This window comes from Mesorhizobium sp. B2-2-4 (assembly GCF_006442375.1).
In the GTDB taxonomy this organism is placed as follows: Bacteria; Pseudomonadota; Alphaproteobacteria; order Rhizobiales; family Rhizobiaceae; genus Mesorhizobium.
Genome location: NZ_VFWB01000014.1, coordinates 74,911 through 99,217, shown reverse-complemented (window position 1 = coordinate 99,217; position 24,307 = coordinate 74,911). Strand labels below are relative to the sequence as shown.

Genomic DNA, 24,307 nt, shown 5'->3' with positions numbered 1-24,307 from the left:
AGACTTCAAGTGCGATCTGGAGAGGCCGCCAACAAGCGGCCGCTCCAACAGTTTCCCCCTCTATACGTAGCGGAAGACGCCGATGGCGTAGACCACGGAGAGAGCGAGAGCCCACCACAGGCTGGGTCCGACAAGACCCAGCCAAGCGAGATGGATGAAGGCGCTGCCAAGCAGCGAAACGAAGAGACGATCGCCGCGCGTCGTCTTGAAACGCAGCACGCCGATGCGCGGATCGCCGCCGGGCGAGGCATATTCCCAGACACCCATGCCGACCAGCAGCAGCGCTATGACGGCGAAGAAGGCGGCCGTCGGCCAGGTCCACGCCATCCAGGAGAAGTCGAGGTTCATGGTCACACCCTCCCCAGGGCGAAGCCCTTGGCGATGTAGTTGCGAACGAACCAGATGACGAGCGCCCCGGGGATCAGCGTCAGCACCCCGGCGGCTGCCAGCAGCCCCCAGTCCATTCCCGACGCCGACACGGTGCGGGTCATGGTAGCGGCGATCGGCTTGGCATCGGTGGTGGTCAGCGTGCGGGCGATGAGCAGTTCCACCCATGAGAACATGAAGCAGAAGAAGCAGGCGACGCCGATGCCGCTGGCGATCAGCGGCATGAATATCTTCACGAAGAAACGCGGAAACGAATAGCCGTCTATGTAGGCCGTTTCGTCGATCTCCTTCGGCACTCCGGACATGAAGCCCTCAAGGATCCACACCGCCAGCGGCACGTTGAACAGGCAGTGCGCCAGCGCCACCGCGATATGCGTATCGATGAGGCCGAATGCCGAATAAAGCTGGAAGAACGGCAGCGCGAACACCGCCGGCGGTGCCATGCGGTTGGTCAACAACCAGAAGAACAGATGCTTGTCCCCGAGGAAGCGGTAGCGTGAGAAGGCGTAAGCCGCCGGCAGCGCCACGGCGACCGAGATCACCATGTTCATCACCACATATGTGATCGAATTGATGTAGCCCGAATACCACGACGCATCGGTGAAGATGATGGTGTAGTTGCGCAGCGTCGGCGCATGCGGATAGAGCGTCAGCGAATTGACGATCTCCGCATTGGTCTTGAAGCTCATATTGATGAGCCAGTAGATCGGCAGCAGCAGGACGATGATGTAGAGCGTCGGCACGATCCACCACCAGCGCGATTCCTCGCCACGGCGGCGCATGCGCCTGTCCAGCTCGCTCTGCGACAGCGAACTGGCGAGTCTTTCCGAAGCGGCGGTCCCGTTCACCAGGTTGCGCTCGGTACGTTCGTTGGCGCCGGCCATATCAGCGTTCCGCGTCGTAGTTGGTCATCACGGTGTAGAACACCCACGACAACAACAGGATGATCAGGAAGTAGACCAGCGACATCGCCGCCGCCGGACCGAGGTCGAACTGTCCGAGCGCGGTCTTGACGAGGTCGATCGACAGGAAGGTCGTCGAATTGCCCGGACCGCCGCCGGTGACGACGAAGGGCTCGGTGTAGATCATGAAACTGTCCATGAAACGCAGCAGCACCGCGATCAGAAGCACGCGCTTCATCTTCGGCAACTGGATGTAGCGGAACACCGCCCAGCGCGAGGCGCCATCGATCTTGGCCGCCTGGTAGAAGGCGTCGGGGATCGAGACCAGGCCGGCATAGCAGAGCAGCACGACGAGGCTGGTCCAGTGCCAGACGTCCATGATGATGACGGTGACCCAGGCGTCGAACGGATCCTGCACGTAATTGTAGTCGATGCCGAGCGCGTTGACGTAGTAGCCGAGCAGGCCGATATCGTTGCGGCCGAACACCTGCCAGATCGTGCCGACGACATTCCACGGGATCAAGAGCGGCAGCGCCATCAGCACCAGGCAGACCGGCACGCCCCAGCCCTTTTTGGGCATGTTGAGGGCAATGAAGATGCCGAGCGGCACTTCGATCGCCAGGATGATGAAGGAGAAGATCAGGTTGCGCACCATGGCTTCCCAGAAGCGATCGGAATGCAGCAACTCTTCGAACCATTCGGTCCCCGCCCAGAAGAAGACGTTATTGCCGAACGTGTCCTGTACCGAGTAGTTGACGACGGTCATCAGCGGGATAACGGCCGAGAACGCCACCAGCACGAGCATCGGCAGCACGAGGAACCAGGCCTTGTTGTTCCAGGGCTTTTCCATTTACGCCCCCATCTCGACACGCCAGGAATCGGCATAGATGTTGATGCCGGCTGGGTCGAACCGCACTTTTGGATCGGCGGGAACGGTTTCGTCCTCGCCGATGACGGCCGCGATCTCGCGGCCTTCCAGACTGGCGCGCACGACCTTGTGGCGGCCCACATCCTCGACCTTGCTGACGTGGACGGCCATGCCATCGCGGCCGAGCCTGACATATTCAGGACGGATGCCGAGTTCGACGACGCCGCTTCCGGCCTTCGGCGCGCCTGGCAATTGGATGCGCTGGGAACCAAGCGTCGCTGTCTTGCCATCGATCGCTACTGGCATGACGTTCATGCCGGGCGAGCCGATGAAGTAGCCGACGAAGGTGTGGCGCGGCCGCTCGAACAGCTCGGCCGGCGTGCCGATCTGCACGATGCCGCCATCATACATGACGACCACCTGGTCGGCGAAGGTCAGCGCCTCTGTCTGGTCATGCGTGACATAGACCATGGTGTAGCCGAAGCGGCGGTGAAGCTGCTTCAATTGCGAGCGCAGCACCCACTTCATGTGCGGGTCGATGACGGTCAGCGGCTCGTCGAACAGGATCGCATTGACATCCGAGCGCACCAGTCCGCGGCCGAGCGAGATCTTCTGCTTCTGGTCGGCGGTCAGGCCCCTCGCCTTCTTCCTGGCCCAGTCTGCCAGGTCGATCATGTCGAGCGTCTCGCGCACCTTGCGGTCGACGTCGGCCTCCGGAACGCCGCGGTTGCGCAGCGGGAAAGCCAGGTTGTCGTAGACGGTCATCGTGTCGTAGATGACCGGGAACTGGAACACCTGCGCGATGTTGCGCTCCTGCGTCGACAGTCTCGTGAAATCCCTGCCGTTGAACAGCAATTGGCCGTGCGAGGGGTGGAGCAGGCCGGAAATGATGTTGAGCAGCGTGGTCTTGCCGCAGCCGGATGGGCCTAGCAGCGCATAGGCGCCACCGTCCTCGAAAGTGTGGTGCACCTCCCGCAGCGCGAAATCCGCATCGGTGCGCGGGTTCGGCAGATATGAGTGCCTGACATGGTTGACGTCGATGCGCGCCATCGTTTTCTCCTCAGGCCGCCAGCTTTGCCGCGGCCACGGCGACGCCGTGTTGGTCGAAAACCATGATGTGACGCGGGTCGATGAACACTTCGACCACTTCGTCGGTCTCGAAATCGCGGATGCCATGGGTCAGCATCACCCAGCGCGCGTCGGCGAAATCAAGATGGATGAAGCTTTCCGAGCCGGTGATCTCGGTGATGGTGACCTTTGCCCGCACCGGCACGGCACTCGCATTCGGACGCTCGAGCGACAGATGGTGCGGCTGGAAGCCGATCGTGTAATTGCCGTCGGCAATGCCGACAAGTTCCGGCGGCACCGGCAGCTTGACGCCGCCCTCCAGCAGGAAATCGGGCCCGTTCTTGGCCAGCACGATCGTGTTGAGCGGCGGATCGGCGAAGGTCCTGGCCGTCACCAGGTCGACCGGTTTGCGGAACACCTCGATGGTCGGGCCGAACTGGGTGATGCGGCCTTGCGACAGCGTCGCCGTATTGCCACCGAGCAGCAGCGCCTCGTGCGGTTCGGTCGTGGCATAGACGAAGATGGTGCCGGCGGCGGCGAAAATCCTCGGCAGTTCGGCGCGCAGTTCCTCGCGCAGCTTGTAGTCGAGATTGGCGAGCGGCTCGTCGAGCAGCACCAGGCTTGCGTTCTTGACGATGGCGCGCGCCAGTGCGGTGCGCTGTTGCTGGCCGCCGGACAGGCTGAGCGGCGTGCGGTCGAGATAGGGCGTCAGCTTGAGCAGGGCAGCGGCTTCACGTACCTGGCTGTCGATCTTGGCCTTCTCGACTCCCGCCACCCGCAGGGGCGAAGCGATGTTTTCGTAGACGCTCATCGCGGGGTAGTTGATGAACTGCTGGTAGACCATGGCGATCTTGCGCTTTTGAACAGGCTGTCCGGTGACGTCCTTGCCGTCGAACCAGACCGAGCCGGAAGTCGGCGCGTCGAGGCCGGCCATCAGCCGCATCAGGCTGGTCTTGCCGGACAGCGTCGGCCCGAGCAGCACGTTCAGCGAGCCATGCTGGAGCGTCAGCGACACGTCGCGGATATGCTCCACCGCGCCGACCGTCTTGGTGACGTTCCTCAGTTCCAGCATGATGCCTCCTCCCAGGCCGTGTGCATCAGCAGCCCTTCATTCCGCGGCCGCGACGTGGCGGCGGCTTATGCCGCGCATGAATTCATCCAACGCCGCCGTCTGCTCGCGGCTGAAATGCAGGCCGCGCTTGGTCCGGCGCCACAGCACATCTTGCGATGTGACGGCCCATTCGTTCTCGACGAGGTAGCGCACCTCGGCCTCGTAAAGGTCGGCGCCGAAATTGCGGCCGAGATCGGCATTCGATTTGGCAAGGCCAAGCAACATCTGCGCGCGCGTGCCGTAGAGCCGCGTGAGCCGACGTGCCAAACGCTGGTCGAGAAAGGGATAGGCGCTCTTCAGCCTCGCCACTTGCGCATCAAAACCGGTCGCCGCGAAATCGCCGCCCGGCAGCGGCGCATTTGCCGTCCACGGCTTGCCGCGCCTGCCGAGAAAGCCTTCGATCTTCTCCAGCATAGATTCCGACAGCCGGCGATAAGTGGTGATCTTGCCGCCGAACGTGTTGACGATCGGGGCTGTGCCCTCGCCGCCATCGGCCTTCAGCACATAGTCGCGTGTCGCCTCCTGCGCCTTGGAAGCGCCATCGTCATAGAGCGGACGCACGGCCGAATAGGTCCAGACGATATCCGAGCGCTTGACGGGTTGGGCGAAATACTCGCTTGCCGCCGCGCAGAGATAGTCGATCTCGGTGTCGCTGATCTTCACGTCGTGCGGATCGCCGGGGTAGTCCTGGTCGGTGGTGCCGATCAGCGTGAACTCGTCCTCGTAAGGAATGGCGAAGATGATGCGGCCATCCTTGTTCTGGAAGAAATAGGCGCGTGGATCGTCGAATTTCTTCGCGATGACGATGTGACTGCCCTGCACGAGACGGACATTGTGCACATCGTTGAGGCCGACGACGCCGGAAAGCACATGATCGACCCAGGGGCCGGCGGCATTGACCAGCAGCCGCGCCTTGACCTCTTCGGTCTCGCCGGTCCGCAGATTTTCGATCCTGATCGTCCACAGCCCGCCTTCGCGGCGCGCCCCGACCACCTTGGTGCGGGTGCGGATGGTCGCGCCCCGGTCGGCGGCGTCACGCGCGTTCAGCGTCACCAGCCGCGCATCGTTGACCCAGCCGTCGGAATATTCGAAGGCCTTCTTGAACAATGGTTTCAATGGCTTGCCGGCAGGGTCGGTGGCCATGTCCAGGGTCCTGGTCGCCGGCAGCAATTTGCGCCCGCCAATATGATCGTAAAGGAAAAGGCCGAGCCTGATCAGCCAGGCCGGACGCAGGCCCTTGGCATAGGGCAGCACGAAGCGCATCGGCCAGATGATGTGCGGCGCGTTCTTCCACAGTACCTCCCGTTCCATCAGCGCTTCGCGCACCAGGCGGAATTCGTAGAATTCGAGATAACGCAGGCCACCATGGATCAGCTTGGTCGAGCCTGAGGAGGTTCCGCTGGCGAGATCGTCCATCTCGGCCAGAAATACCGAAAACCCGCGGCCGGCGGCATCACGGGCAATGCCGCAGCCATTGATGCCACCGCCTATGACGAAAATGTCACGGATCGAAGATGCGTCCACCAATTCCTCCAGCGATTTCGCATTGCACCATTTGGCTCTTTTGCGAAACCGTGGCGGAATTATTTCGAACTCATAACGAATGTCAAACGAAATATCACAAGCTCGTGAAAGCGCTGCAACGTCCTCAATCGAGCGAGGTTTCGATCAGTTGAACCTCGGCCTCCTGGCAGATCTTGCGCACCGAGGGGATATCGCAGCGGTCGGTGATGAAGGTGTTGACCTGCGACAGATGGCCGATGCGAACCGGCGCCGTGCGCTCGAATTTGGTCCGGTCGGAGACCAGGATGACGTGCCTGGCATTGGCGATAATGGCTTGCGCGACCTTGACCTCGCGGAAATCGAAATCGAGCAAGGCGCCGTCATGGTCGATCGCCGAGGCGCCGATGACGGCGTAGTCGACTTTGAACTGCCTGATGAAATCCACCGCCGCCTCGCCGACGACGCCGCCATCCGAGCCGCGAACCACCCCGCCCGCGATCACCACCTCGATCGAAGGATAGATGCGCATCCTGTTGGCAACATTGATGTTATTGGTGATGACCATGAGGCCGCTGTGATCCAGCAGCGCCTTGCTGACCGACTCCGTCGTGGTGCCGATATTGATGAACAACGAGGCGTTGTCCGGAATCAGCCTGGCGGCCGCGCTGCCGATCGCCTCCTTCTCCTCGGCGGCGATCTTGCGCCTGGCTTCGTATTCCATGTTCTCGATGCCGGAAGGAAACAAGGCGCCGCCATGGATGCGCGACAGCAACCGCTGGTCGCAAAGATCGTTGAGGTCCTTGCGGATGGTCTGCGGCGTGACGTTGAAGTGGGTGGCCAGATCGTCGACCAGAACGCGGCCGTGATCCTTGGCCATTTGGACGATTTCGGCATGGCGCGGCGACAGATACATCTGAAGACCTTTTGCTTTCGTTTTTCTTGATCATAGACGAAAACGAAAGCAATGAAAAGGCGTAAGCCGGCTAATGGAAACCGCATGATAGCAAAGGCAAACTTGGACGCAGTTCCGACTCAGCAGCCTCAGGTTAATCCGCGCGCGATTTCGGTGATGGCGGCAAAAGCCGAATCGACATCCGCCGCGGTCGCCTCGAACTGGCCGACCTGGAAGCGGATGGCGACGCGCCCGTTCACCCTGGTCTGTGTCAGGTAGATGCGTCCGTCATCATTGATCGCATTGACCAGCCGGAGATTGTGCTCGTCGGCATCGGCTCCCTCCGCCTTGTGCCGGAACGAAAACAGCGACAGCATCGGCTCGGTGACGATCTCGAAGTCCGGCTCGTCGGCCAGGCGCGCTGCCAGGCCTTCGCTCCAGGCGACGTGGTTGCGGATCATCGTGCGCAGGCCTTCCAGTCCATAGGCACGCAGCAGGAACCACAGTTTCAGCGCGCGGAAGCGGCGGCCGAGCGGCACCGACCATTCGGAATAGTTGACGATGCCGTCATGACCGTGCGTCTTCAGATAATCCGGCTTGATGGCGAGCGTTCTGACATGGCTTTCGGGGTCGCGCAGGAACTGGATCGAGCAGTCGAACTGCGCGCCCAGCCATTTGTGCGGGTTGAAGACGATAGAATCCGCCTGCTCCACACCGGCCCAGAAATGCCGGTATTCCGGGCAGATCATCGCCGATCCCGCCCAGGCGGCATCCACGTGAAGATAGACCCCGTGGCGTTTGGCGATCGCGGCGACGCTGGCGATATCGTCAGTGCCACCGGTGCTGGTGCCGCCGACGCAGGCGATGATACCCGCGGGCAGCAGGCCTGCCTTCTTGTCGGCGACGATCGCCGCCTCGAGGGCCGCTATGTCCATGGCGCGAAAGCGACCGGCGACTGGAATGCGCACGAGATTGTCCTCGCCGATGCCGGCCACCCAGATCGCCCGGTCGATCGAGGTATGCACCTGATCCGACGAATAGATGCGCAACCGCGCCTGCCCCGCCAGGCCCTTTTTGTTGCCTTGCCAGTCGAGCGCGCGTTCGCGCATCGTCAGCACCGCCGCCAGCGTCGCCGAGGAGGCAGAATCCTGGATGACGCCGGAAAAACCTTCCGGCAGGCCGAGCGCCTGGCGCATCCAATCGACAGTCCGAGTTTCGAGTTCTGTCGCCGCCGGCGAGGTCTGCCACAGCATGCACTGCGCGGCCATTGCCGAGACCAGATACTCAGCCACCACAGAAACTGGTGCCGCGTTGGCCGGAAAATAGGCGAAGAAGCGAGGATGCTGCCAATGCGTCATGCCCGGCACGATCTTCTCCTCGAAGTCGGCGAAGATCCTGTCCATCGGCTCCGCGTCTTCGGGCGGCGACGCTTCTATGCTCCTGAATATGTCGCCGGACTCGATCCGCGGCCGCACCGGGCGCTGGCGCAGCGTTTCACGGTAGTCGGCGCCCCAGTCGGCGACCCGCCGCGACCATTGCCGGAAATCGTCACTGTTCATCCTGTCCTCCCGACATGATCGCTTCACCGGCGCCCTTCGCCCCGGTTGTCAAAAACCACTGTTAAACATTTGCAACCACCGGAGAAATCCGGCGCGTCCTTATCCCGGAAAATCCGGCAGACTGGCAAACGCCGTCTTCAAGGCGCTCGACCATCCCTCGGAGATCGTGCGGTAGTACGGGTCGTCATGACCGATCCGTTTCTTCAACCCGACCTGGAAGGCATCCTTTTCCAGGAAAAGCAGATCCAGCGGCAGCCCGACCGACAGGTTCGACTTCAGCGTGGAATCGAACGATACCAGAAGCAGCTTCACGGTCTCCGCGAGACTCATCGACCGGTCATAAGCGCGAATGATGATCGGCTTGCCGTATTTGGTCTCGCCGATCTGGAAAAAGGGCGTGTCATCGGTCGATTCGATGAAATTGCCCTCGGGATAGATCATGAACAGGCGCGGTGCGCTGCCCTTTATCTGGCCGCCCAGGATGAAGGAGGCGTTGAAGTAGGAATCGGCCTTGTCGCCGGCGGGCGAGGAATGGGCGATGACGTCCTTGACGGTTTCGCCGACCAGCCGCACCGTCTGGTACATGGACGGCGTTTCGAGCACTGCCGCGTGCCGGTCGCCAACCGCCTTGGTGCGCTCGTCGAGCACGCTGATCACGGCTTGCGTCGTCGCCAGATTGCCGGCCGACATCAGCACGATGACGCGCTCACCGGGATCTTCCCAGACATGCATCTTCTTGAAGGTGGAGATCGAGTCCATGCCGGCATTGGTGCGCGTGTCCGACATGAACACGAGCCCGCGATCGATCTTGAGGCCGACGCAATAGGTCATGGTTTACTCTTCCGGCAGCGAACCGTAAAAACCGCGTCGCGTCGGAACGGATCCATGCGGCGCGCTCAGGTCCTTGTTTTCATGCATGTCGTCACCCAAACCAAGGTGGCGTTGGACGACCTGCATCGGGTGACTACTGCTCCACCGTGACGGTGACGGCAAGCCGCTCTTGCGCCTCTCCCAGCAGAATCCCCGAAACCGGCGACGCATCGCGATAGTCGCGCCCCGTCGCCACTCTCACATAGCGCTCATCAGGAGAGATACCGTTGGAGGGGTCGAAGGCAACCCAGCCGAGGCCCTGAACATGCGCTTCGGCCCAGGCATGGCTTGCCGCCTGCTCGATGGCCGCGTCCATCATCAGATAGCCGCTGACATAGCGTGCCGGGAAACCCATGGCGCGGGCGGTGGCGGCAAAGATATGGCTATGATCCTGGCAGACCCCGGTTTTCAGCGCGAGAGCCTCTTCAGCCGGGGTCGTCGCATTGGTGGTGCCCGGCGCATAGGCGACCCGCTCGGAGATGATAGCCATCAGACGGTGCAGTCTTTCGATATCGGTGCCCTTGCCGGCTGCCTCGGCGAGTGCGCGAATGCCATCGCCGATCATGGTCAAAGGCGTCTCCTGTGCGAACAGCCAGAGCGGCGCGAATCCCTGATGCGGCCCACAAACCCCCGATGTATCGCGCGTCACCACCTCGCCTGACGCCTCGACCGTAATGAAATCATGGTCACCCTCGACGCTCAACAATCGGGTGTCATTGCCGTAGTGGTCGGCAAATCGCACTTCCTCGCGCGCGCCTTCTACCTTCAGGGCCCAGGACAGCACGGTCTGCGTGCGCCCGCTCACCGGAAGCAGCCGCAGCCGCTGCAGCAGGTACTGCACCGGTGCGTCGTAACGGTATTCGGTCCGATGGGTGATCTTGAGCCGCATGGCCTCCTCAATAGAACCTGTAATCCTGCGCGATCTCGTCGCCGAGCCTGGTGTTGTCGCGAATGAAGCCGGCAAGGAATTCATGCAGGCCGGCGTCGAAAATATCCTTGATCGAGCCTGCCTGCAGCATGGCCTGGGTCTTTTCCGCCGTCGCATGGCAGGGATGGCGCCCGCCATAGTCGTCGCCGAGGAACTTCAGGTGCTCGGCCAGGAAGCGATAGCAGAAGGTCAGCGATCGCGGCATGCGCACATTGAGGATCAGATAGTCGGCGATGTTGGTCGGCTTGTAGTCGGCGTCGTAGACCCAGCGGTAGGAGCGGTGCGCCGATACCGAGCGCAGGATCGATTCCCACTGGTAATTGTCGAGCGTCGAGCCGACCCAGGAGATCGACGGCAAGAGCACGTAGTACTTCACGTCGAGAATGCGCGCCGTATTGTCGGCGCGCTCGACATAGGTGCCGAGCTGCGAAAAATCGAAGATCTCGTTGCGCAGCATGGTGCCGTAGAACGAGCCGCGGATCAGCGCCGTTTCGCGCTTGATCGCATCGAGCACGTTTGGCAGGTCACGCTCGTCGATCGGCCTTGCCAGCATGCGCTTCAGCGCCATCCAGGCCTCGTTGATGCTTTCCCAGGTCTCCCGCGTCAGCGCGGTACGCACCATGCGGGCATTGTTGCGTGCCGTCTCGATCGACGACATCGTGCTCGACGGGTTCGACGTGTCGCGCAACAAGAAGTCGGCTACATCGGCCGCCGTATAGTCCTGATACTTCTGCGTGTAGGCGACGTCGGAGCCGGCGCTGAGCAGCACCGAATTCCACTCTTCCGACGCGCTCTGCGTGCGCGTCAGCGCCATGCGCAGGCCCGCATCGACCAGACGCGCCATGTTTTCCGCCCGCTCGATATAGCGGTTCATCCAGTAGAGCCCGTTGGCGGTGCGGCCGAGAAGCATGGAGTGGCCCTTCGGGCTAGTGAGCAGGGAATAGTGAGTAGCGAGTAGGGAATGTTCGAATTTCGATTGGATACGGCATCGTTCTGTCCCCTCTGATACCAACTACTGCCTACTGCCTACTGACTACTCATCTCAATCATCCAGCACCCAGGTATCCTTCGTGCCGCCGCCTTGCGAGGAATTGACCACCAGAGAGCCCTCCTTAAGCGCGACACGCGTGAGCCCGCCCGGCACGATCTGGATGCGGTCGGAGACCAGCACATAGGGTCTCAGATCGACATGGCGCGGCGACAGGCCCTTTTCGGTCAGGATCGGACAGGTCGAGAGCGCCAACGTCGGCTGGGCGATGTAATTGGACGGCTTGGCCTGCAGCTTCTTGGCGAAATCCTGGCATTCGTTCTTGGTCGCCGCCGGTCCGACCAGCATGCCATAGCCGCCTGAACCGTGCACTTCCTTGATCACCAGCTCATCGATGTGTTCGAGTACATATTTCAGGCTGTCCGGCTCCGAACAGCGCCAGGTCGGAATATTGCCGAGGATCGCCTTGCGGCCGGTGTAGAATTCGACGATCTCGGGCATGTAGGAATAGATCGCCTTGTCGTCGGCGATACCGGTTCCCGGCGCATTGGCGATCGTAATGTTGCCGGCCCGGTAGACATCCATGATGCCAGGCACGCCGAGCGCGGAGTCCGGCCGGAAAGTCAGCGGATCGAGGAAGGCATCGTCCACCCGGCGATAGAGCACGTCGATCTGCTTGTAGCCTTCGGTCGTGCGCATCGCGACATGACCATCCACCACGCGCAAATCCTGCCCCTCGACCAATTGCACCCCCATCTGATCGGCCAGGAAGGCATGTTCGAAATAGGCGGAGTTGTAGCTGCCGGGCGTCAGCACGGCGATGGTCGGCGTGCCCTTGGCGTTCTGCGGCCGCACCGCCGCCAGCGACTGGCGCAAAAGCTGCGGATAGTTCTCCACCGGCCGCACCTTGATTTGTTGGAACAACTCGGGGAAGAGCTGCATCATCGTCTCGCGGTTTTCCAGCATGTAGGAAACGCCCGATGGGGTGCGCGCATTGTCCTCCAGCACGTAGAACTCGTTTTCGCTGATGCGCACGATGTCGACGCCGATGATGTGGGTGTAGACGCCGGCGGGCGGCCTGACCCCGATCATCTCGGGCAGGAAGGCTTCGTTCCTGGCGATCAGGTCACGGGGAACGCGTCCGGCCCGCAGGATTTCCTGGCGGTGATAGATATCGTCGAGAAAGGCGTTCAGCGCCTGCACGCGCTGCTCGATGCCTTGCGTGAGGCGGCGCCACTCATTGCCAGAAATGATGCGCGGAACGATGTCGAAGGGGATAAGCCGCTCGGAGGCTTCCTGCTCGCCATAGACGGCGAAGGTGATGCCGGTCTTGCGGAAGACGCGTTCGGCATCCTGCATTTTCTCGGTAAGCCTGGCCGGGTCCTGCTCTTTCAGCCAGCGATCGTAAGCCGAATACGGTCTTCTAAGTCCGGAGACCTCCGGAAGCATTTCATCGAACGCTGCCAATCGCATACTCCCCTGTGACGCCATTTCACTGGCGCCGCCGGAGAAAATCAAGCGCAATCGGTGATTTGAGGGATGCGGGCGATCAGTATGTCGCCCCTGCCTAAAATTGAGGCAGCGGAAATATGAGCTTGGTCACGCTTTGCCTCATGCTCGGGCAATGGGCTCCGACGCTAGAAGGCGCGAAAGGTGACGACGGTGAACGTGTCCTTGATGCCGGGGAGAATCTGCACCTTCTCGTTGACGAAGTGGCCGACATCCTCCTCGTCGTCGACATAGAACTTGGCGAGCAGATCGTAATTGCCGGCAGTGGAGTAGATTTCCGAGGCGATCTCGGCGTCGGCGAGCGCGCTGGCAACCTCATACGACTTGCCCAGTTCGCATTTGATCTGCACGAAAAACGCCTTCATGGCTCCGCCCTGCTAAACGTCCAATCCAAGCGGCCCTTCTGGCAGACTGGAGGCGGGCTTTCAAGCGCTGGAACGGTACTTAGCCGGTTCGAGCGTTGGCCACGCCTCCCGCAATTCCGCCAAGGCTGCCTGGACTTCGTCGCGCGACAACACTGAATATTCGCCGCCGGTGAAACCCTGAAGCGCCACCAAACGTATGTTAGGATGCCTGCACGGGCAGGATTTTTCGAAAGGCAAGTTCTCGAAAGACAAGGGAAACAGGCTATGCGCCGCACGCTTTTCGCATTCGCATTCCTTCCTCTCCTCCTGCCCTTGTCGGCGTTTGCCGGCGAGGCCGAGATCAAGGCGGCGCAAGCGGCCATTGACGGCCAGCTGAGAGCGTTCCTGGCCGATGACGGCGTCACGGCCTACAGCTTCGCCGCACCGAACGTGAAGCGGATCTTCCCGACCGTCGACACCTTCATGAACATGGTGACCAACGGCTACGCGCCGGTGCGCAACCCACGGAGCTACTCGTTCGGCAAGGTCGAGGAGACGGGTCCGACCTCGATCATCCAGCAGGTGCTGATCGTCGGCCCTGACGGCAAGGACTACGAAGCTGTCTACACGTTGGAGCGACAGCCCGACGGCAAGTTCCAAATCACCGGCTGCAGCCTGCGCGCGTCGAATTCGCTGAGCACCTGAACCGTTACAGCGCTGGGATATCGCCCCTCGCCCAGCCCTCGGTAATTTCGGCAGCGCGTGCCTCGAAAGTGCCGGTCTCTATCGCGGCGCGTATGTCCTGCATCAGCTTCTGATAATAGGACAGATTGTTCCAGGTCAGAAGCATCGCACCGAGCGCCTCTTGCGAGCGCACGAGATGGTGCAGATAGGCGCGGGAATAATCGCGTGCCGCCGGGCAGTCGCTTTCCTCGTCGAGGGGGCGCGGATCGTCGGCATGGCGGGCGTTGCGCAGATTGACCTTGCCGCGCCTTGTATAGGCAAGCCCATGCCGGCCGGCCCGCGTCGGCATCACGCAGTCGAACATGTCGATGCCGCGCGCCACCGATTTCAAGATGTCGTCCGGCGTGCCGACCCCCATGAGATAGCGGGGTTTGTCATCGGGCAGTTCCGGGCAGGTGATGTCGAGCATGTCGAGCATGACCGCCTGCGGTTCACCGACGGCAAGACCGCCAACCGCATAGCCTTTCAGATCCATCGCGCTCAGCGCCTGCGCCGAACGCACGCGCAAATCCGCATTGTCGCCGCCTTGCACGATGCCGAACATCGCCTTGCCGGGCTGGTCGCCGAACGCCGTCTTGCAGCGCTCAGCCCAGCGCAGCGACAATTCCATGGCGCGCTCGATCTCCTTGAGCGCGGCCGGTAGCGCCGTGCATTCGTCGAGTTGCATCTGGATGTCTGAATCGAGCAGGCCCTGGATCTCGATCGAACGTTCCGGCGACATTTCGTATGCAGCGCCATCGATATGGGAGCGAAATGTGACGCCCTTCTCGGTCAATTTCCGAAGCTTTGACAGCGACATCACCTGGAAGCCACCGCTGTCGGTCAGGATCGGATGCGGCCAGCGGGCGAATTCGTGCAGGCCGCCAAGCTTCGCCACGCGTTCGGCGCCGGGCCGCAGCATCAAATGGTAGGTATTGCCCAGGATGATATCGGCGCCGACGCCGCGCACCTGATCCATGTACATCGTCTTGACCGTGCCGCCGGTGCCGACCGGCATGAAGGCCGGCGTGCGGATTTCGCCGCGCGGCATGCTGATCAAACCGCGCCGCGCCTTACCTTCGGTCGCCAGCACCTTGAAGGTGAACGTCTCAGCCATTGAATTCCTTGTCGTGTGCCGGTGCGCCCGGAGCCTGTTCGTCCAGCGACTGGCGATAATGGATGCAGCCGCGCATGAATTTTGGCCAGGGCGGCACGGCGATTGCCGGATCGATCTTCTCGGGCAGCAGGTCCCACAAATCGGGATGATGCCAGCAAAGATCGTGCCCCGATGCATCGCGATGCTGGCGAATGCCGGCGCGCAATTTTTTGACTTCGGCGATCAAACTGCTCCGGTCCAGCCTGTCGAGGTCATCGTCCATCGCTCATCTCCGCTCGATACAGCAGGCTTGCATCTCCGTAGGAGTAAAATCTGTAATCGTGCTCAATGGCGTGTGCATAGGCGGCGCGCATCGTATCGAGGCCGCTGAAGGCCGAAACCAGCATGAACAGCGTCGAACGCGGCAGATGGAAATTGGTCATCAGCATGTCGGCGGTGCGAAAACGGTAGCCGGGCGTGATAAAGATGTCGGTCGGGCCGGACCATGCAGCCAGCACGCCATCCTCTCGCGCGGCGCTTTCCAGCAGGCGCAGCGAGGTCGTACCGACGGCAATGACGCGCCCGCCCCTCGCCTTTGCCGCATTCAACGCGTCGGCTGTTGCCTCGCTGACTGAGCCGATCTCCGCATGCATCTTGTGGTCGGCGGTGTCGTCCACCTTCACTGGCAGGAACGTGCCGGCGCCGACGTGGAGCGTGACGAAGCGGCGTTCGATCCCCTTTGCGTCGAGTGCGGCAAACAGCTCCGGCGTGAAATGCAGACCGGCCGTCGGCGCCGCTACGGCACCTTCCTCCCGGGCATAGATGGTCTGATAATCGGCCCGATCGCGCTCGTCGTCATCCCGCTTCGAGGCGATGTAGGGCGGCAGTGGGATGTGGCCGACCGCATGCAGCGCCTCATCGAGGAAAGGGCCCGACAGGTCGAAGCCGAGCAGCGCCTCGCCCGCCTCGCCCTTTTCGATCACCGTGGCGTCAAGCTGGCCGAGGAAGCAGGAATTGCCGTCATGGCCGAAATGGATGCGGTCGCCGACGGCAACGCGCTTGCCCGGCCGCATGAAGGCCAGCCAACGGTCCGGCGCCATCCGCATGTGCAATGTGGCTTCGACCTGCGCCGCCGCCTCGCCGCGCCGCCTGATACCTTTGAGTTGCGCCGGGATAACCTTGGTGTCGTTGAAGACCAGCACGTCGCCGGCCTGGAGCAGGGAAGGCAGGTCGCTGACCGCCCGGTTCGAAACCCCCTCGCCGGGCCTGACCACCAGCATCTTTGCGCTGTCGCGCGGCTCTGCCGGGCGAAGCGCGATACGCTCTTCCGGCAGGTCGAAATCGAACAGATCGACACGCATCAGAAGAGCCTGATAAGCAGCGCCCCGGCCAGAAGCAGCACCGCGCCGGCCACGCGGCCGAGCGAGATTTCGCGAACCGCGACGCCGAGGAATCCGACGCGGTCGATCAGCATGCCCGCCAGCAACTGGCCCGCCACCAGGAACGCCATCAGCGCGGCGGCGCCGATGCGTGGCGTCAGGATGGTGGACAGTGTGACGTAGAAGCCGCCCAGCATGCCGCCGGCGATGAACAGCCACGGCGCGGGCGCCTTCCAGTCGAGCGAGATGCCTTGCAGCCTCACCACCGCGACGGCAATGATGCCGAGCACGATGGCGCCCGACAGGAACGAAAACGCGGCAGCCGCGACCGGGAGCCCCAGGCCGCGCGCCAACTGCGAATTGATCGGCGCCTGAATGGCAATGAAGGCGCCGGACAAGATGCCGAGAAGCGACCAGACGACGCCCATCATTGTCCTGCCGCCTTACTTGACGTCGGCCGCGACCTTCAGCGACACGATCTTGTCGGGATCCTGCACCGGCTCGCCGCGCTTGATCTTGTCGACATTGTCCATGCCTTCGATGACCTGGCCCCAGACCGTGTACTGGCGATTGAGGAAGGCTGCATCGTCGAAGCAGATGAAGAACTGCGAATTGGCCGAGTTCGGATTCTGCGAGCGCGCCATCGAGCAGGTGCCGCGGCTGTGGTTGGCATTGGAGAATTCGGCCTTGAGATCCGGCTTGTCGGAACCGCCCATGCCAGCGCGGGAAGGCGCGAAAGAGGGCTTGCTCGAATTGCCGAACTTGACGTCGCCGGTCTGCGCCATGAAGCCCTCGATGACGCGGTGGAAGACCACGCCGTCATAGGCGCCTTCGCGGGCCAGTTCCTTGATGCGGGCGACATGGCCGGGCGCCAGGTCGGGAAGCATTTCGATGACGACCTTGCCCTTGGTCGTTTCCATGATGAGCGCGTTTTCGCGATCCTTGATGTCGGCCATGTCTGATATCCTTTTCAAAAAACAGAACTATTTGTCGGCGGCGATGCGCACCTTGATCATCCGGTCGGGATCGGTGACCGTGCCGTTGTCGGCCTCGTCGCCCTTCTTGATGTGGTCCACGAGTTCCATGCCGCTGACGACATTGCCCACGATGGTGTACTGGCCGTCGAGCGGCGGCGCCGGCGCGAACATGATAAAGAACTGCGAGTTTGCCGAGTTCGGATCCTGCGAGCGTGCCATGCCGACCACGCCGCGCTTGTAGTGCTCGGTCTGCGAGAATTCCGCCGGCAGGTCCGGCAGGTCGGAGCCGCCGGTACCGACAGCCTGGGCGTTGAAGCCCTTGTTCATGTTGCCGAATTTGACGTCGCCTGTCTGCGCCATGAAGCCGTCGATGACGCGGTGGAAGGCGACGTTGTCATAGGCATGCTCGCGCACCAGCTTCTTGATCTGCGCGACATGCTTGGGCGCGAGATCGGGACGCAGTGCAATGGTCACGTCGCCGTCCTTCAACGTTATGATCATGGTGTTTTCCGGGTCGGCGGCATAGGCTGAGACCGATGCGGTCACGAGACCGGCAAGCACGACGAGGAACGAGGCGAGCTTTTTCAGCTGCATGGTCTTCTCCGAGAAACCTATTTTGCGAATTTAGCGGTGAGCGCACCGGCGACCGCGGCCGGCACGAAGGGGCGGATGTCGCCGCCCATCGAGGCAATCTGGCGGACAAGTGTGGCGGTAATGGTTCTAACCGAGGGGCTGGCGGGCAGAAAAACCGTTTGCAGCTCAGGCGCCATCGTTTCGTTCATGCCGGCCATCTGCATCTCGTAGTCGAGATCGGTGCCGTCGCGCAGGCCGCGGATCATGATCGAGGCTCCCTGTTTCCTGGCCGCATCGATGACCAGCCCGTCGAAGGCGACCACCTTGATGCGTGTGCCGTCGCGGCCGAATTCGGCCTTGGTCGCGGCCTCGATGAGTTCGACCCGCTCCTCGAAGGAAAACAGCGGCTTCTTGCCGGGATGGATACCGATCGCCGCATAGACGATGTCCGCCACGGCCAGCGACGCCTTCAGCACGTCGAGATGGCCGTTGGTCAACGGGTCGAAGGAGCCGGCATAAAGGGCGATGCGCTCGGTCATGCCGGTGCTTCTAACGGGCGCGCGGACGGAAGGCAAATCTCATTGATGCGATCCCCTTGAACCTTTTTGCAGGGATGAACGACAGATGAATGCGCCGATCACGAACGCTTCACGCAGCGTTCACTACCTTGCCCCTTTAAGAAGATGAAACCAAAGTCCCATGTAAGCGTTGTAGAGCGCAGGAGAACACGCACATGCTGATCTACATGCTCGCCACTGCAATGACCGTCGCCATGCTGATCGCCACTGTATTCGGGCTGCATCAGGAGGCCCAGCGCGTCCGCATCAAGACCAACGCCAAACGCTTCGAAGGGTTCGGGCCCCGCAAGCCTCACCGTCACTATTGAGTTAGCCTGAATTTGTTGCGACGCGCCGGCCGATTGGCCGGCGTTGCCATGTCTGTCCAAGCCAGACTTATTGCGCATCATCCAGGCCGGCATCGGCCGCCGGATCGATCTCGGCACCAACCTCGACGATTTCTTCCTCGTCCGATTGCGGCTCGGAAATCCGCTCGACCGAAACCACCTTCTCGCCTTCCGCCGTGTTGAAAATGGTCACGCCCTTGGTGGCGCGGCTGGCGAAGCGGATGCCATTGACCGGCACCCGGATAACGGTACCGCCGTCGGACACCAGCATGATCTGGTCGTCATTGCCGACCGGGAAGGTTGCCACCAGCCTGCCGATCTCGGCCGTCTTCGACACGTCGGTGGCCCGAATGCCCTTGCCGCCGCGTCCGGTCAGACGGAAATCATAGGACGATGAGCGCTTGCCGTAGCCGTATTCCGTCACCGTCAGCACGAACTGCTCATGCGCCTTGAGGAACTCATAGCGCTCGTCCGACAGCTCCGCCTCCTCGCCGACCTCTTCGTTGGTCAACGCGATCTCTTCCTCCTCACCTGCCGGGATGCCGGCGGCCAGGCGCCGTTCGGCCACCACGCGCTTCAGATAGGCGGCGCGTTCGGCCGGCGGCGCATCGACATGCTCGATGACAGCCATCGAAATGACGCGATCGGTTTCGGCCATGGCGATGCCGCGCACGCCGACCGAGTTGCGGCTCTGGAAGACGCGCACATCGCCGACGGAAAAGCGGATGCACTGGCCGGAGCTGGCGGTCAGAAGCACGTCGTCATTGTCGGTGCAGGTCTCGACGCCGAGGATCTCGTCGCCCTCCTCCTCCAGCTTCATGGCGATCTTGCCATTACGGTTGACTTGGACGAAGTCAGAGAGCTTGTTGCGGCGCACCGTGCCGCGCGTGGTGGCGAACATCACGTCGAGCTCGCCCCAGCTCGTCTCATCTTCCGGCAACGGCATGATTGTGGTGATGCGCTCGCCCTGCTCCAGCGGCAGCATGTTGATCAGCGCCTTGCCGCGTGACTGCGGATTGCCGATCGGCAGGCGCCAGACCTTCTCCTTGTAGACGATGCCGCGCGAGGAGAAGAACAGCACCGGCGTGTGCGTATTGGCCACGAACAGGCGGGTGACGAAATCCTCTTCCTTGGTCGACATGCCCGAGCGACCCTTGCCGCCGCGGCGTTGCGCCCGGTAGAGCGACAACGGCACGCGCTTGATGTAGCCGGAATGGCTCACCGTCACGACCATGTCTTCGCGCTGGATCAGGTCCTCGTCTTCCATGTCCGCGCCGCCTTCGCTCAGCTCGGTGCGGCGCGGCGTGCCGAATTCGTCACGCACGGCCGCGAGCTCGTCCTTGACGATCTGCTGGACGCGGGCGCGGGACGACAGGATATCGAGATAATCGACGATCTCGGCGCCGATCGTGTTCAACTCATCGGCGATTTCGTCGCGGCCGAGTGCCGTCAGGCGCTGCAGGCGCAACTCCAGGATCGCGCGCGCCTGTTCCTCGGACAGATTGTAGGTGCCGTCCTCGTTGATGCGGTGGCGCGGGTCGTCGATCAGGAGGATCAGCGATTCGACGTCGCCGGACGGCCAGCGCCGCTCCATCAACTGCTCGCGCGCGGTCTGCGGGTCCGGCGCGGTGCGGATCAGTTTTATCACTTCATCGATGTTGGCGACTGCGATTGCGAGGCCGACCAGCACGTGGGCCCGGTCGCGCGCCTTGCGCAGCAGGAACTTCGTGCGTCGGGTGACCACCTCCTCGCGGAAGGACACGAATGCTCTCAGCATGTCGGTCAGCGTCAGCAGTTCGGGCTTGCCGCCATTGAGCGCCACCATGTTGGCGCCGAAAGAGGTTTGCAGCGGCGTGAAGCGATAGAGCTGGTTGAGGATGACGTCGGCCACGGCGTCGCGCTTCAGCTCGACGACGACTCTATAGCCCTGGCGGTCGCTCTCGTCGCGAATGTCGGAAATGCCCTCGATGCGCTTGTCGCGCACCAGTTCGGCCATCTTCTCGATCATCGACGACTTGTTCACCTGGTAGGGAACTTCGGTGATGATGATCGATTCGCGGTCATTGCCGCGGGCCTCGATGTTGACCTTACCGCGCATGACGATGGAGCCGCGGCCGGTCGAATAGGCGCTGTAGATGCCGGAGCGGCCGAGCACGATGCCGCCGGTCGGGAAATCCGGCCCCGGAATGATTTCCATCAGCGCCGGCAGGTCGATGGCCGGATTGTCGATGATCGCGATCGCGGCGTTGCAGACTTCGCCCAGATTGTGCGGCGGGATGTTGGTGGCCATGCCGACGGCGATGCCGCCCGAGCCATTGACCAGCAGATTGGGAAAGCGCGCCGGCAGGACCTTCGGCTCGCTGCCGGAAGCATCGTAAGTGTCCTGGAAATCGACCGTATCCTTGTCGATATCCTCCAGCAGTTCATGCGCGACCTTGGTCAGCCGCGACTCGGTGTAGCGCATGGCCGCCGGCGGATCGCCGTCGATCGAGCCGAAATTGCCTTGCCCGTCGATGAGCGGCACGCGCAGCGACCAGTCCTGCGCCATGCGCACCAGGGCGTCATAGATAGAGGCGTCGCCATGCGGATGGTATTTACCCATCACGTCGGCGACCGGGCGCGCCGACTTCACATATTTGCGGTTCCAGTGATAGCCGCTCTCATGCGCGGCGAAGAGAATGCGGCGATGCACCGGCTTCAGGCCGTCGCGCACGTCGGGCAGCGCGCGGCTGACGATCACGCTCATGGCGTAATCGAGATAGGATCGCTGCATCTCCTCGATGATCGAAATCGGCTCGATGCCGGTGGGGCCGCCGTCGGCGCCGCGCGGTGTTTTTTGGTCGGTCAAATCGGATCACAATCTAAACAGGAATCACTTGCCGTATATATAGGAAGCCGGGCCGAAACTCCAATGTCGACGGCACTTTTCCAGTGTCGATTTTGGCGGTGATTTCAAAAGGATACCGGTGATTGCGACGATATGGCCGATGTGCTTTTCGGAGCCGTCGACGCAAAGGCCCGCCATCTCGTGTTAGCGGCGGCCCGCGCGGCGGGCGCGATAGCTGCCGGGCGTCTCGCCCATTTCGCGCCGGAAGCGGCGATTGAAAGTTGACAGGTCGTTGAAGCCCGCCTCGAAGGCGATCGTCGAGATCGCCTTGTCCGAAGCGTGGAGCCGCACTGCTGCCCGGTGCAGCCTGGTCCTCAGCAGAAACCGGTAGGGGGTCATTCCGGCAATCTGCCGGAATGTGCGCAGGAAATGATACGGACTGGTCGCCGTCTCCCGGGCCAGCACGGCCAGCGAAAGCGGCTGATCGGCATCGATCTCGATACGCCGAACCGCCTCCGCGACCCGTTTTTGGTCGCGGCCGCTGGGTGTCCGCGCCATCTTGGTGCGCCCTGAGCTTGCGGCGACTGCTGCGCTGGCAATGCGCAAGCCGAGTTCCTCGAAAGCAGCGGTTTCGCCCACATCGCGCGCGGCCTCCGCTTCGGCCAGCAGCGGCATCAGCGCCGGCAGGGGCGGCAAGCGCGGCGTCTTGAAGGCCAGCATTCTGGCGCCCGGTACGTCCTCCACGATCCGTTCCATATAGGCCGGAGCAAAATGGAAGGAGAGGCAGCGGTCACCGGCGCCGTGCTCGTGGCCGCATTCGTAGCATGTGCCGGGATTACCGAGCAGCACCGCGCCTGGCGCGAGCATCGCGGTACCCTGGCTGGCGCGATAGCGGAAGGTGCCGCTGGTCACCGCGGCGACGCAGAATGTCCGGTGCTCCTCCTCGAACGGCCGGTCGCCGGCGCCGGCCGTGCACACCACGTCCGACACCTGCCAGCCTGGCCCCGAGGCAATGATCCTGTGGCTCGTCGTCATAGCCTGAAAGATAGCAATTTTTCCCAAGCGCAGAACCCTGCCCCGGCCTATCGCTTGCGGCCTCCTGACAGCATGAAGGCACCAGCCATGACCAACCAGCCCACTTTTACCGAAGCCCTGCACAGCGACGGGCCAGCCCCCGGCTTTGCCGAGAATTTGGATCTCTACGGCCGCTTCGTCGGCGCCTGGACTTTCGATGCCAGCCGTCATCTCGAGGACGGCACCGTGCTGACCGGACGCGGCGAGGTGCATTTCGGCTGGGTGCTGGAAGGCCGCGCGATTCAGGACGTCTGGATCCTGCCCGCGCGCGATGCCGGCCCCTCGCCTTCTCTCGGCAAATGGACCTTTTATGGCACGACCTTGCGCGTCTACGATCCCGGCGCAAATGCCTGGCATATTTTCTGGAGCGATCCGCGCAACCAGTATTACAGCCGCCAACTCGGTCGCGCCGAAGGCGACACGATTGTCCAAGTGGGCGCCGACGGCACCGGTTCCTCCGTACGTTGGAGCTTTTCACGAATAACCGAAAATTCCTTCCGCTGGCTCGGCGAGCGCTCGCACGACAATGGCGCGACATGGCGGCTCGAAGTGGAGTTCCTGGCGCGGCGCTCTGGCCGTACCTGATCAAGCAAGCCCGCGACGCAAACTCAGGCATTCCCTGCGTTCTTTCGCGTCTCCCTCGGCCCAGCCGGCTTTCGCAGAGTTCGCGAGCCGCCTCTCCCCAGCCGGTTTCCTCCGTCCCTGCTTTGCTCTACCAATGTCGGGATGCGGGCTCGGCCCGGCGGGAGGGGTGAGAGATGCCGAGTTTCGACAGCCTGTTCAACGCCTTCGTCACCATTCTGGTGACCATCGACCCGCCCGGGCTTGCGCCGCTGTTTCTGGCGATAACGCGCGGCATGAACCGCGAGGAGCGCCAGCAGGTCTCGGTCCGCGCCTCGGTCATTGGCTTCCTTGTGATGGCGCTGTTCGCGGTTGCCGGCGCGTCGATCCTGTCGGTGTTCGGCATCACGCTGCCGGCATTCCGCGTCGCCGGCGGGTTCCTTCTGTTCTTCATCGCTTTCGAAATGGTGTTCGAGCGCCGGCAAGACCGCAAGGAGAAGATCGGCGACGTCGCCATCACCAAGGACATGATCCACAACATCGCCGCTTTCCCGCTGGCGATCCCGCTGATCGCCGGCCCCGGCGCGATTTCGGCGACTGTGTTGCTCTCCGGCTCGTTTCAGGGTTTTGGCGCCCAGGCGGCACTGGTCGGCATCATCTTCGTCTGCCTCGCCATCACCTATCTGGTATTCGTGCTGTCGGAGCGCATCGACCGCATCCTCGGCCAGACCGGCCGCTCGATCCTGACTCGCCTGCTCGGCGTCATCCTGGCGGCACTTGCCGTGCAGTTCGTGGCGGACGGCATCAAGGCGCTGATGGCCTCGTAGGCCGCTTATTTTGCCGTCGTGTCGATAATTTCGAAATCGTGGGTGATGGTGGCAGTCTTGGCCATCATGGCCGAAGCCGAACAGTATTTTTCGATCGAGAGATCGATCGCCCGCTTCACCTTGTCGGACGACAGCGCCCTGCCCTTGACCACGAAGTGCATATGGATGCGGGTGAATACCCGGGGGTCCGTCTCGGCCCGGTCGGCGTCGAGTTCAACAATACAATCTTCGACCGCTTCGCGCCCCTTTTCGAGGATATGGACGACATCGTAGGCGGAGCAGCCGCCGGTGCCGATCAGCACCAGTTCCATCGGGCTCGGCCCCGGCGTTCTCCCTTCAGGGCCGAACGCGGTCCCCAGCACGACCTTGTGCCCCGTGCCGGACTCGCCGACGAAGGTGCGTTCCTCGACCCATTTGATGCGTGCTTTCAACTGATA

At 62.4% G+C, this 24,307-nt stretch carries 27 protein-coding genes; 4 read left to right on the top strand and 23 right to left on the bottom strand.

The window, feature by feature from the left end:
* Positions 1-60 precede the first annotated feature (60 nt).
* From FJ959_RS27780 to FJ959_RS27720, 13 genes are all read right to left on the bottom strand, one after another.
* Positions 61-348, bottom strand: a complete 288-nt coding sequence (locus FJ959_RS27780; protein WP_140498788.1) for a DUF2160 domain-containing protein — start codon at positions 346-348, stop codon at positions 61-63.
* Positions 349-350: 2 nt separating this feature from the next.
* On the bottom strand, positions 351-1,271 hold the full coding sequence (locus FJ959_RS27775; protein ID WP_140498790.1) for a carbohydrate ABC transporter permease: 921 nt from the start codon (positions 1,269-1,271) through the stop codon (positions 351-353).
* A 1-nt stretch (position 1,272) separates the two neighbouring features.
* A complete protein-coding gene (locus FJ959_RS27770) occupies positions 1,273-2,139 on the bottom strand; it encodes a sugar ABC transporter permease (protein WP_140498792.1) in 867 nt (288 codons plus the stop codon).
* Positions 2,140-3,207 carry an ABC transporter ATP-binding protein gene (locus FJ959_RS27765; protein WP_140633185.1) on the bottom strand — a complete coding sequence of 356 codons (1,068 nt, stop codon included), beginning with the start codon at positions 3,205-3,207 and terminating at the stop codon, positions 2,140-2,142. It lies immediately after the preceding gene.
* 10 nt (positions 3,208-3,217) lie between these two features.
* Positions 3,218-4,297 carry an ABC transporter ATP-binding protein gene (locus FJ959_RS27760; RefSeq protein ID WP_140633182.1) on the bottom strand — a complete coding sequence of 360 codons (1,080 nt, stop codon included), beginning with the start codon at positions 4,295-4,297 and terminating at the stop codon, positions 3,218-3,220.
* A 36-nt stretch (positions 4,298-4,333) separates the two neighbouring features.
* Positions 4,334-5,860 carry a glycerol-3-phosphate dehydrogenase gene (gene glpD, locus FJ959_RS27755; RefSeq protein WP_140498798.1) on the bottom strand — a complete coding sequence of 509 codons (1,527 nt, stop codon included), beginning with the start codon at positions 5,858-5,860 and terminating at the stop codon, positions 4,334-4,336.
* Positions 5,861-5,984: 124 nt separating this feature from the next.
* Entirely contained in the window at positions 5,985-6,752 is a 768-nt protein-coding gene (locus tag FJ959_RS27750; RefSeq protein ID WP_140515319.1) for a DeoR/GlpR family DNA-binding transcription regulator, read from the bottom strand.
* A gap of 128 nt (positions 6,753-6,880) precedes the next feature.
* Positions 6,881-8,290, bottom strand: a complete 1,410-nt coding sequence (locus tag FJ959_RS27745; protein ID WP_140584361.1) for an aspartate aminotransferase family protein — start codon at positions 8,288-8,290, stop codon at positions 6,881-6,883.
* Between the two features lie 99 nt (positions 8,291-8,389).
* Complete coding sequence (locus FJ959_RS27740; protein WP_140498804.1) at positions 8,390-9,121, bottom strand: peptidase; 732 nt, start codon at positions 9,119-9,121, stop codon at positions 8,390-8,392.
* Positions 9,122-9,254: 133 nt separating this feature from the next.
* A complete protein-coding gene (locus tag FJ959_RS27735; RefSeq protein ID WP_140498806.1) occupies positions 9,255-10,049 on the bottom strand; it encodes a transglutaminase family protein in 795 nt (264 codons plus the stop codon).
* Positions 10,050-10,056: 7 nt separating this feature from the next.
* A complete protein-coding gene (locus FJ959_RS27730; RefSeq protein ID WP_140498807.1) occupies positions 10,057-10,998 on the bottom strand; it encodes an alpha-E domain-containing protein in 942 nt (313 codons plus the stop codon).
* A gap of 132 nt (positions 10,999-11,130) precedes the next feature.
* Positions 11,131-12,543 (bottom strand): circularly permuted type 2 ATP-grasp protein, encoded by a 1,413-nt coding sequence (locus FJ959_RS27725; protein WP_181165357.1) that lies wholly within the window; start codon positions 12,541-12,543, stop codon positions 11,131-11,133.
* A 170-nt stretch (positions 12,544-12,713) separates the two neighbouring features.
* Positions 12,714-12,950: an Lrp/AsnC family transcriptional regulator gene (locus FJ959_RS27720; RefSeq protein WP_010909609.1), complete on the bottom strand. Its 237-nt coding sequence runs from the start codon at positions 12,948-12,950 to the stop codon at positions 12,714-12,716.
* A 264-nt stretch (positions 12,951-13,214) separates the two neighbouring features.
* Here FJ959_RS27720 and FJ959_RS27715 point away from each other — a divergent pair, with 264 nt between their 5' ends.
* Positions 13,215-13,634, top strand: a complete 420-nt coding sequence (locus tag FJ959_RS27715; RefSeq protein WP_140515316.1) for a DUF4864 domain-containing protein — start codon at positions 13,215-13,217, stop codon at positions 13,632-13,634.
* A 4-nt stretch (positions 13,635-13,638) separates the two neighbouring features.
* On the opposite strand, the gene tgt is transcribed toward FJ959_RS27715, so the two are convergent.
* The 7 genes from tgt to coaD form a co-directional block, all read right to left on the bottom strand.
* On the bottom strand, positions 13,639-14,769 hold the full coding sequence (gene tgt / locus FJ959_RS27710; protein ID WP_140584360.1) for a tRNA guanosine(34) transglycosylase Tgt: 1,131 nt from the start codon (positions 14,767-14,769) through the stop codon (positions 13,639-13,641).
* Positions 14,762-15,031, bottom strand: coding sequence for a hypothetical protein (locus tag FJ959_RS27705; RefSeq protein WP_140498815.1), 270 nt, complete (start codon positions 15,029-15,031; stop codon positions 14,762-14,764). Before FJ959_RS27705 ends, tgt begins: the two co-directional genes overlap by 8 nt.
* On the bottom strand, positions 15,021-16,109 hold the full coding sequence (gene queA / locus FJ959_RS27700) for a tRNA preQ1(34) S-adenosylmethionine ribosyltransferase-isomerase QueA (protein ID WP_140498817.1): 1,089 nt from the start codon (positions 16,107-16,109) through the stop codon (positions 15,021-15,023). Before queA ends, FJ959_RS27705 begins: the two co-directional genes overlap by 11 nt.
* Complete coding sequence (locus FJ959_RS27695; RefSeq protein WP_140515312.1) at positions 16,109-16,558, bottom strand: DMT family transporter; 450 nt, start codon at positions 16,556-16,558, stop codon at positions 16,109-16,111. The genes queA and FJ959_RS27695 overlap by 1 nt, the downstream gene beginning before the upstream one ends.
* Positions 16,559-16,570: 12 nt before the next feature.
* A complete protein-coding gene (locus FJ959_RS27690; RefSeq protein WP_140498821.1) occupies positions 16,571-17,083 on the bottom strand; it encodes a peptidylprolyl isomerase in 513 nt (170 codons plus the stop codon).
* Between the two features lie 27 nt (positions 17,084-17,110).
* A complete protein-coding gene (locus FJ959_RS27685; protein WP_224518951.1) occupies positions 17,111-17,605 on the bottom strand; it encodes a peptidylprolyl isomerase in 495 nt (164 codons plus the stop codon).
* Between the two features lie 110 nt (positions 17,606-17,715).
* The gene (coaD, locus tag FJ959_RS27680; protein WP_140498825.1) at positions 17,716-18,216 is read right to left on the bottom strand and encodes a pantetheine-phosphate adenylyltransferase; all 501 of its coding nucleotides are present in this window, start codon (positions 18,214-18,216) and stop codon (positions 17,716-17,718) included.
* A gap of 194 nt (positions 18,217-18,410) precedes the next feature.
* Here coaD and FJ959_RS27675 point away from each other — a divergent pair, with 194 nt between their 5' ends.
* On the top strand, positions 18,411-18,563 hold the full coding sequence (locus tag FJ959_RS27675; RefSeq protein WP_140498827.1) for a hypothetical protein: 153 nt from the start codon (positions 18,411-18,413) through the stop codon (positions 18,561-18,563).
* A 67-nt stretch (positions 18,564-18,630) separates the two neighbouring features.
* Here FJ959_RS27675 and gyrA read toward each other — a convergent pair whose 3' ends face one another.
* Together gyrA and FJ959_RS27665 are read right to left on the bottom strand one after the other, a co-directional pair.
* Positions 18,631-21,429, bottom strand: a complete 2,799-nt coding sequence (gyrA, locus tag FJ959_RS27670; RefSeq protein ID WP_140557758.1) for a DNA gyrase subunit A — start codon at positions 21,427-21,429, stop codon at positions 18,631-18,633.
* Positions 21,430-21,612: 183 nt separating this feature from the next.
* A complete protein-coding gene (locus FJ959_RS27665; protein ID WP_140584367.1) occupies positions 21,613-22,443 on the bottom strand; it encodes an AraC family transcriptional regulator in 831 nt (276 codons plus the stop codon).
* An 87-nt stretch (positions 22,444-22,530) separates the two neighbouring features.
* Between FJ959_RS27665 and FJ959_RS27660 the strand changes: the two genes are divergently transcribed.
* Together FJ959_RS27660 and FJ959_RS27655 are read left to right on the top strand one after the other, a co-directional pair.
* Positions 22,531-23,067, top strand: coding sequence for a hypothetical protein (locus tag FJ959_RS27660; protein ID WP_140498831.1), 537 nt, complete (start codon positions 22,531-22,533; stop codon positions 23,065-23,067).
* A 173-nt stretch (positions 23,068-23,240) separates the two neighbouring features.
* Positions 23,241-23,870: a MarC family protein gene (locus FJ959_RS27655; RefSeq protein ID WP_140498833.1), complete on the top strand. Its 630-nt coding sequence runs from the start codon at positions 23,241-23,243 to the stop codon at positions 23,868-23,870.
* Between the two features lie 5 nt (positions 23,871-23,875).
* Here FJ959_RS27655 and FJ959_RS27650 read toward each other — a convergent pair whose 3' ends face one another.
* Entirely contained in the window at positions 23,876-24,301 is a 426-nt protein-coding gene (locus FJ959_RS27650; protein WP_140633179.1) for an OsmC family protein, read from the bottom strand.
* Between the last annotated feature and the right edge of the window lie 6 nt (positions 24,302-24,307).

Bases quoted from the DNA above. Each gene is read 5' to 3' on its own strand.
- FJ959_RS27780 (WP_140498788.1), bottom strand. From the start codon at position 348: ATGAACCTCGACTTCTCCTGGATGGCGTGGACCTGGCCGACGGCCGCC.
- FJ959_RS27770 (WP_140498792.1), bottom strand. From the start codon at position 2,139: ATGGAAAAGCCCTGGAACAACAAGGCCTGGTTCCTCGTGCTGCCGATG.
- FJ959_RS27730 (WP_140498807.1), bottom strand. From the start codon at position 10,998: ATGCTTCTCGGCCGCACCGCCAACGGGCTCTACTGGATGAACCGCTAT.
- FJ959_RS27685 (WP_224518951.1), bottom strand. From the start codon at position 17,605: ATGATCATAACGTTGAAGGACGGCGACGTGACCATTGCACTGCGTCCC.
- FJ959_RS27740 (WP_140498804.1), bottom strand. From the start codon at position 9,121: ATGACCTATTGCGTCGGCCTCAAGATCGATCGCGGGCTCGTGTTCATG.
- FJ959_RS27705 (WP_140498815.1), bottom strand. From the start codon at position 15,031: ATGGACGATGACCTCGACAGGCTGGACCGGAGCAGTTTGATCGCCGAA.
- tgt (WP_140584360.1), bottom strand. From the start codon at position 14,769: ATGGCTGAGACGTTCACCTTCAAGGTGCTGGCGACCGAAGGTAAGGCG.
- FJ959_RS27765 (WP_140633185.1), bottom strand. From the start codon at position 3,207: ATGGCGCGCATCGACGTCAACCATGTCAGGCACTCATATCTGCCGAAC.
- coaD (WP_140498825.1), bottom strand. From the start codon at position 18,216: ATGACCGAGCGCATCGCCCTTTATGCCGGCTCCTTCGACCCGTTGACC.
- FJ959_RS27720 (WP_010909609.1), bottom strand. From the start codon at position 12,950: ATGAAGGCGTTTTTCGTGCAGATCAAATGCGAACTGGGCAAGTCGTAT.
- FJ959_RS27750 (WP_140515319.1), bottom strand. From the start codon at position 6,752: ATGTATCTGTCGCCGCGCCATGCCGAAATCGTCCAAATGGCCAAGGAT.
- FJ959_RS27660 (WP_140498831.1), top strand. From the start codon at position 22,531: ATGACCAACCAGCCCACTTTTACCGAAGCCCTGCACAGCGACGGGCCA.
- FJ959_RS27695 (WP_140515312.1), bottom strand. From the start codon at position 16,558: ATGATGGGCGTCGTCTGGTCGCTTCTCGGCATCTTGTCCGGCGCCTTC.
- FJ959_RS27715 (WP_140515316.1), top strand. From the start codon at position 13,215: ATGCGCCGCACGCTTTTCGCATTCGCATTCCTTCCTCTCCTCCTGCCC.
- FJ959_RS27690 (WP_140498821.1), bottom strand. From the start codon at position 17,083: ATGGCCGACATCAAGGATCGCGAAAACGCGCTCATCATGGAAACGACC.
- queA (WP_140498817.1), bottom strand. From the start codon at position 16,109: ATGCGTGTCGATCTGTTCGATTTCGACCTGCCGGAAGAGCGTATCGCG.
- FJ959_RS27655 (WP_140498833.1), top strand. From the start codon at position 23,241: ATGCCGAGTTTCGACAGCCTGTTCAACGCCTTCGTCACCATTCTGGTG.
- FJ959_RS27665 (WP_140584367.1), bottom strand. From the start codon at position 22,443: ATGACGACGAGCCACAGGATCATTGCCTCGGGGCCAGGCTGGCAGGTG.
- FJ959_RS27775 (WP_140498790.1), bottom strand. From the start codon at position 1,271: ATGGCCGGCGCCAACGAACGTACCGAGCGCAACCTGGTGAACGGGACC.
- FJ959_RS27675 (WP_140498827.1), top strand. From the start codon at position 18,411: ATGCTGATCTACATGCTCGCCACTGCAATGACCGTCGCCATGCTGATC.
- FJ959_RS27745 (WP_140584361.1), bottom strand. From the start codon at position 8,290: ATGAACAGTGACGATTTCCGGCAATGGTCGCGGCGGGTCGCCGACTGG.
- FJ959_RS27735 (WP_140498806.1), bottom strand. From the start codon at position 10,049: ATGCGGCTCAAGATCACCCATCGGACCGAATACCGTTACGACGCACCG.
- FJ959_RS27760 (WP_140633182.1), bottom strand. From the start codon at position 4,297: ATGCTGGAACTGAGGAACGTCACCAAGACGGTCGGCGCGGTGGAGCAT.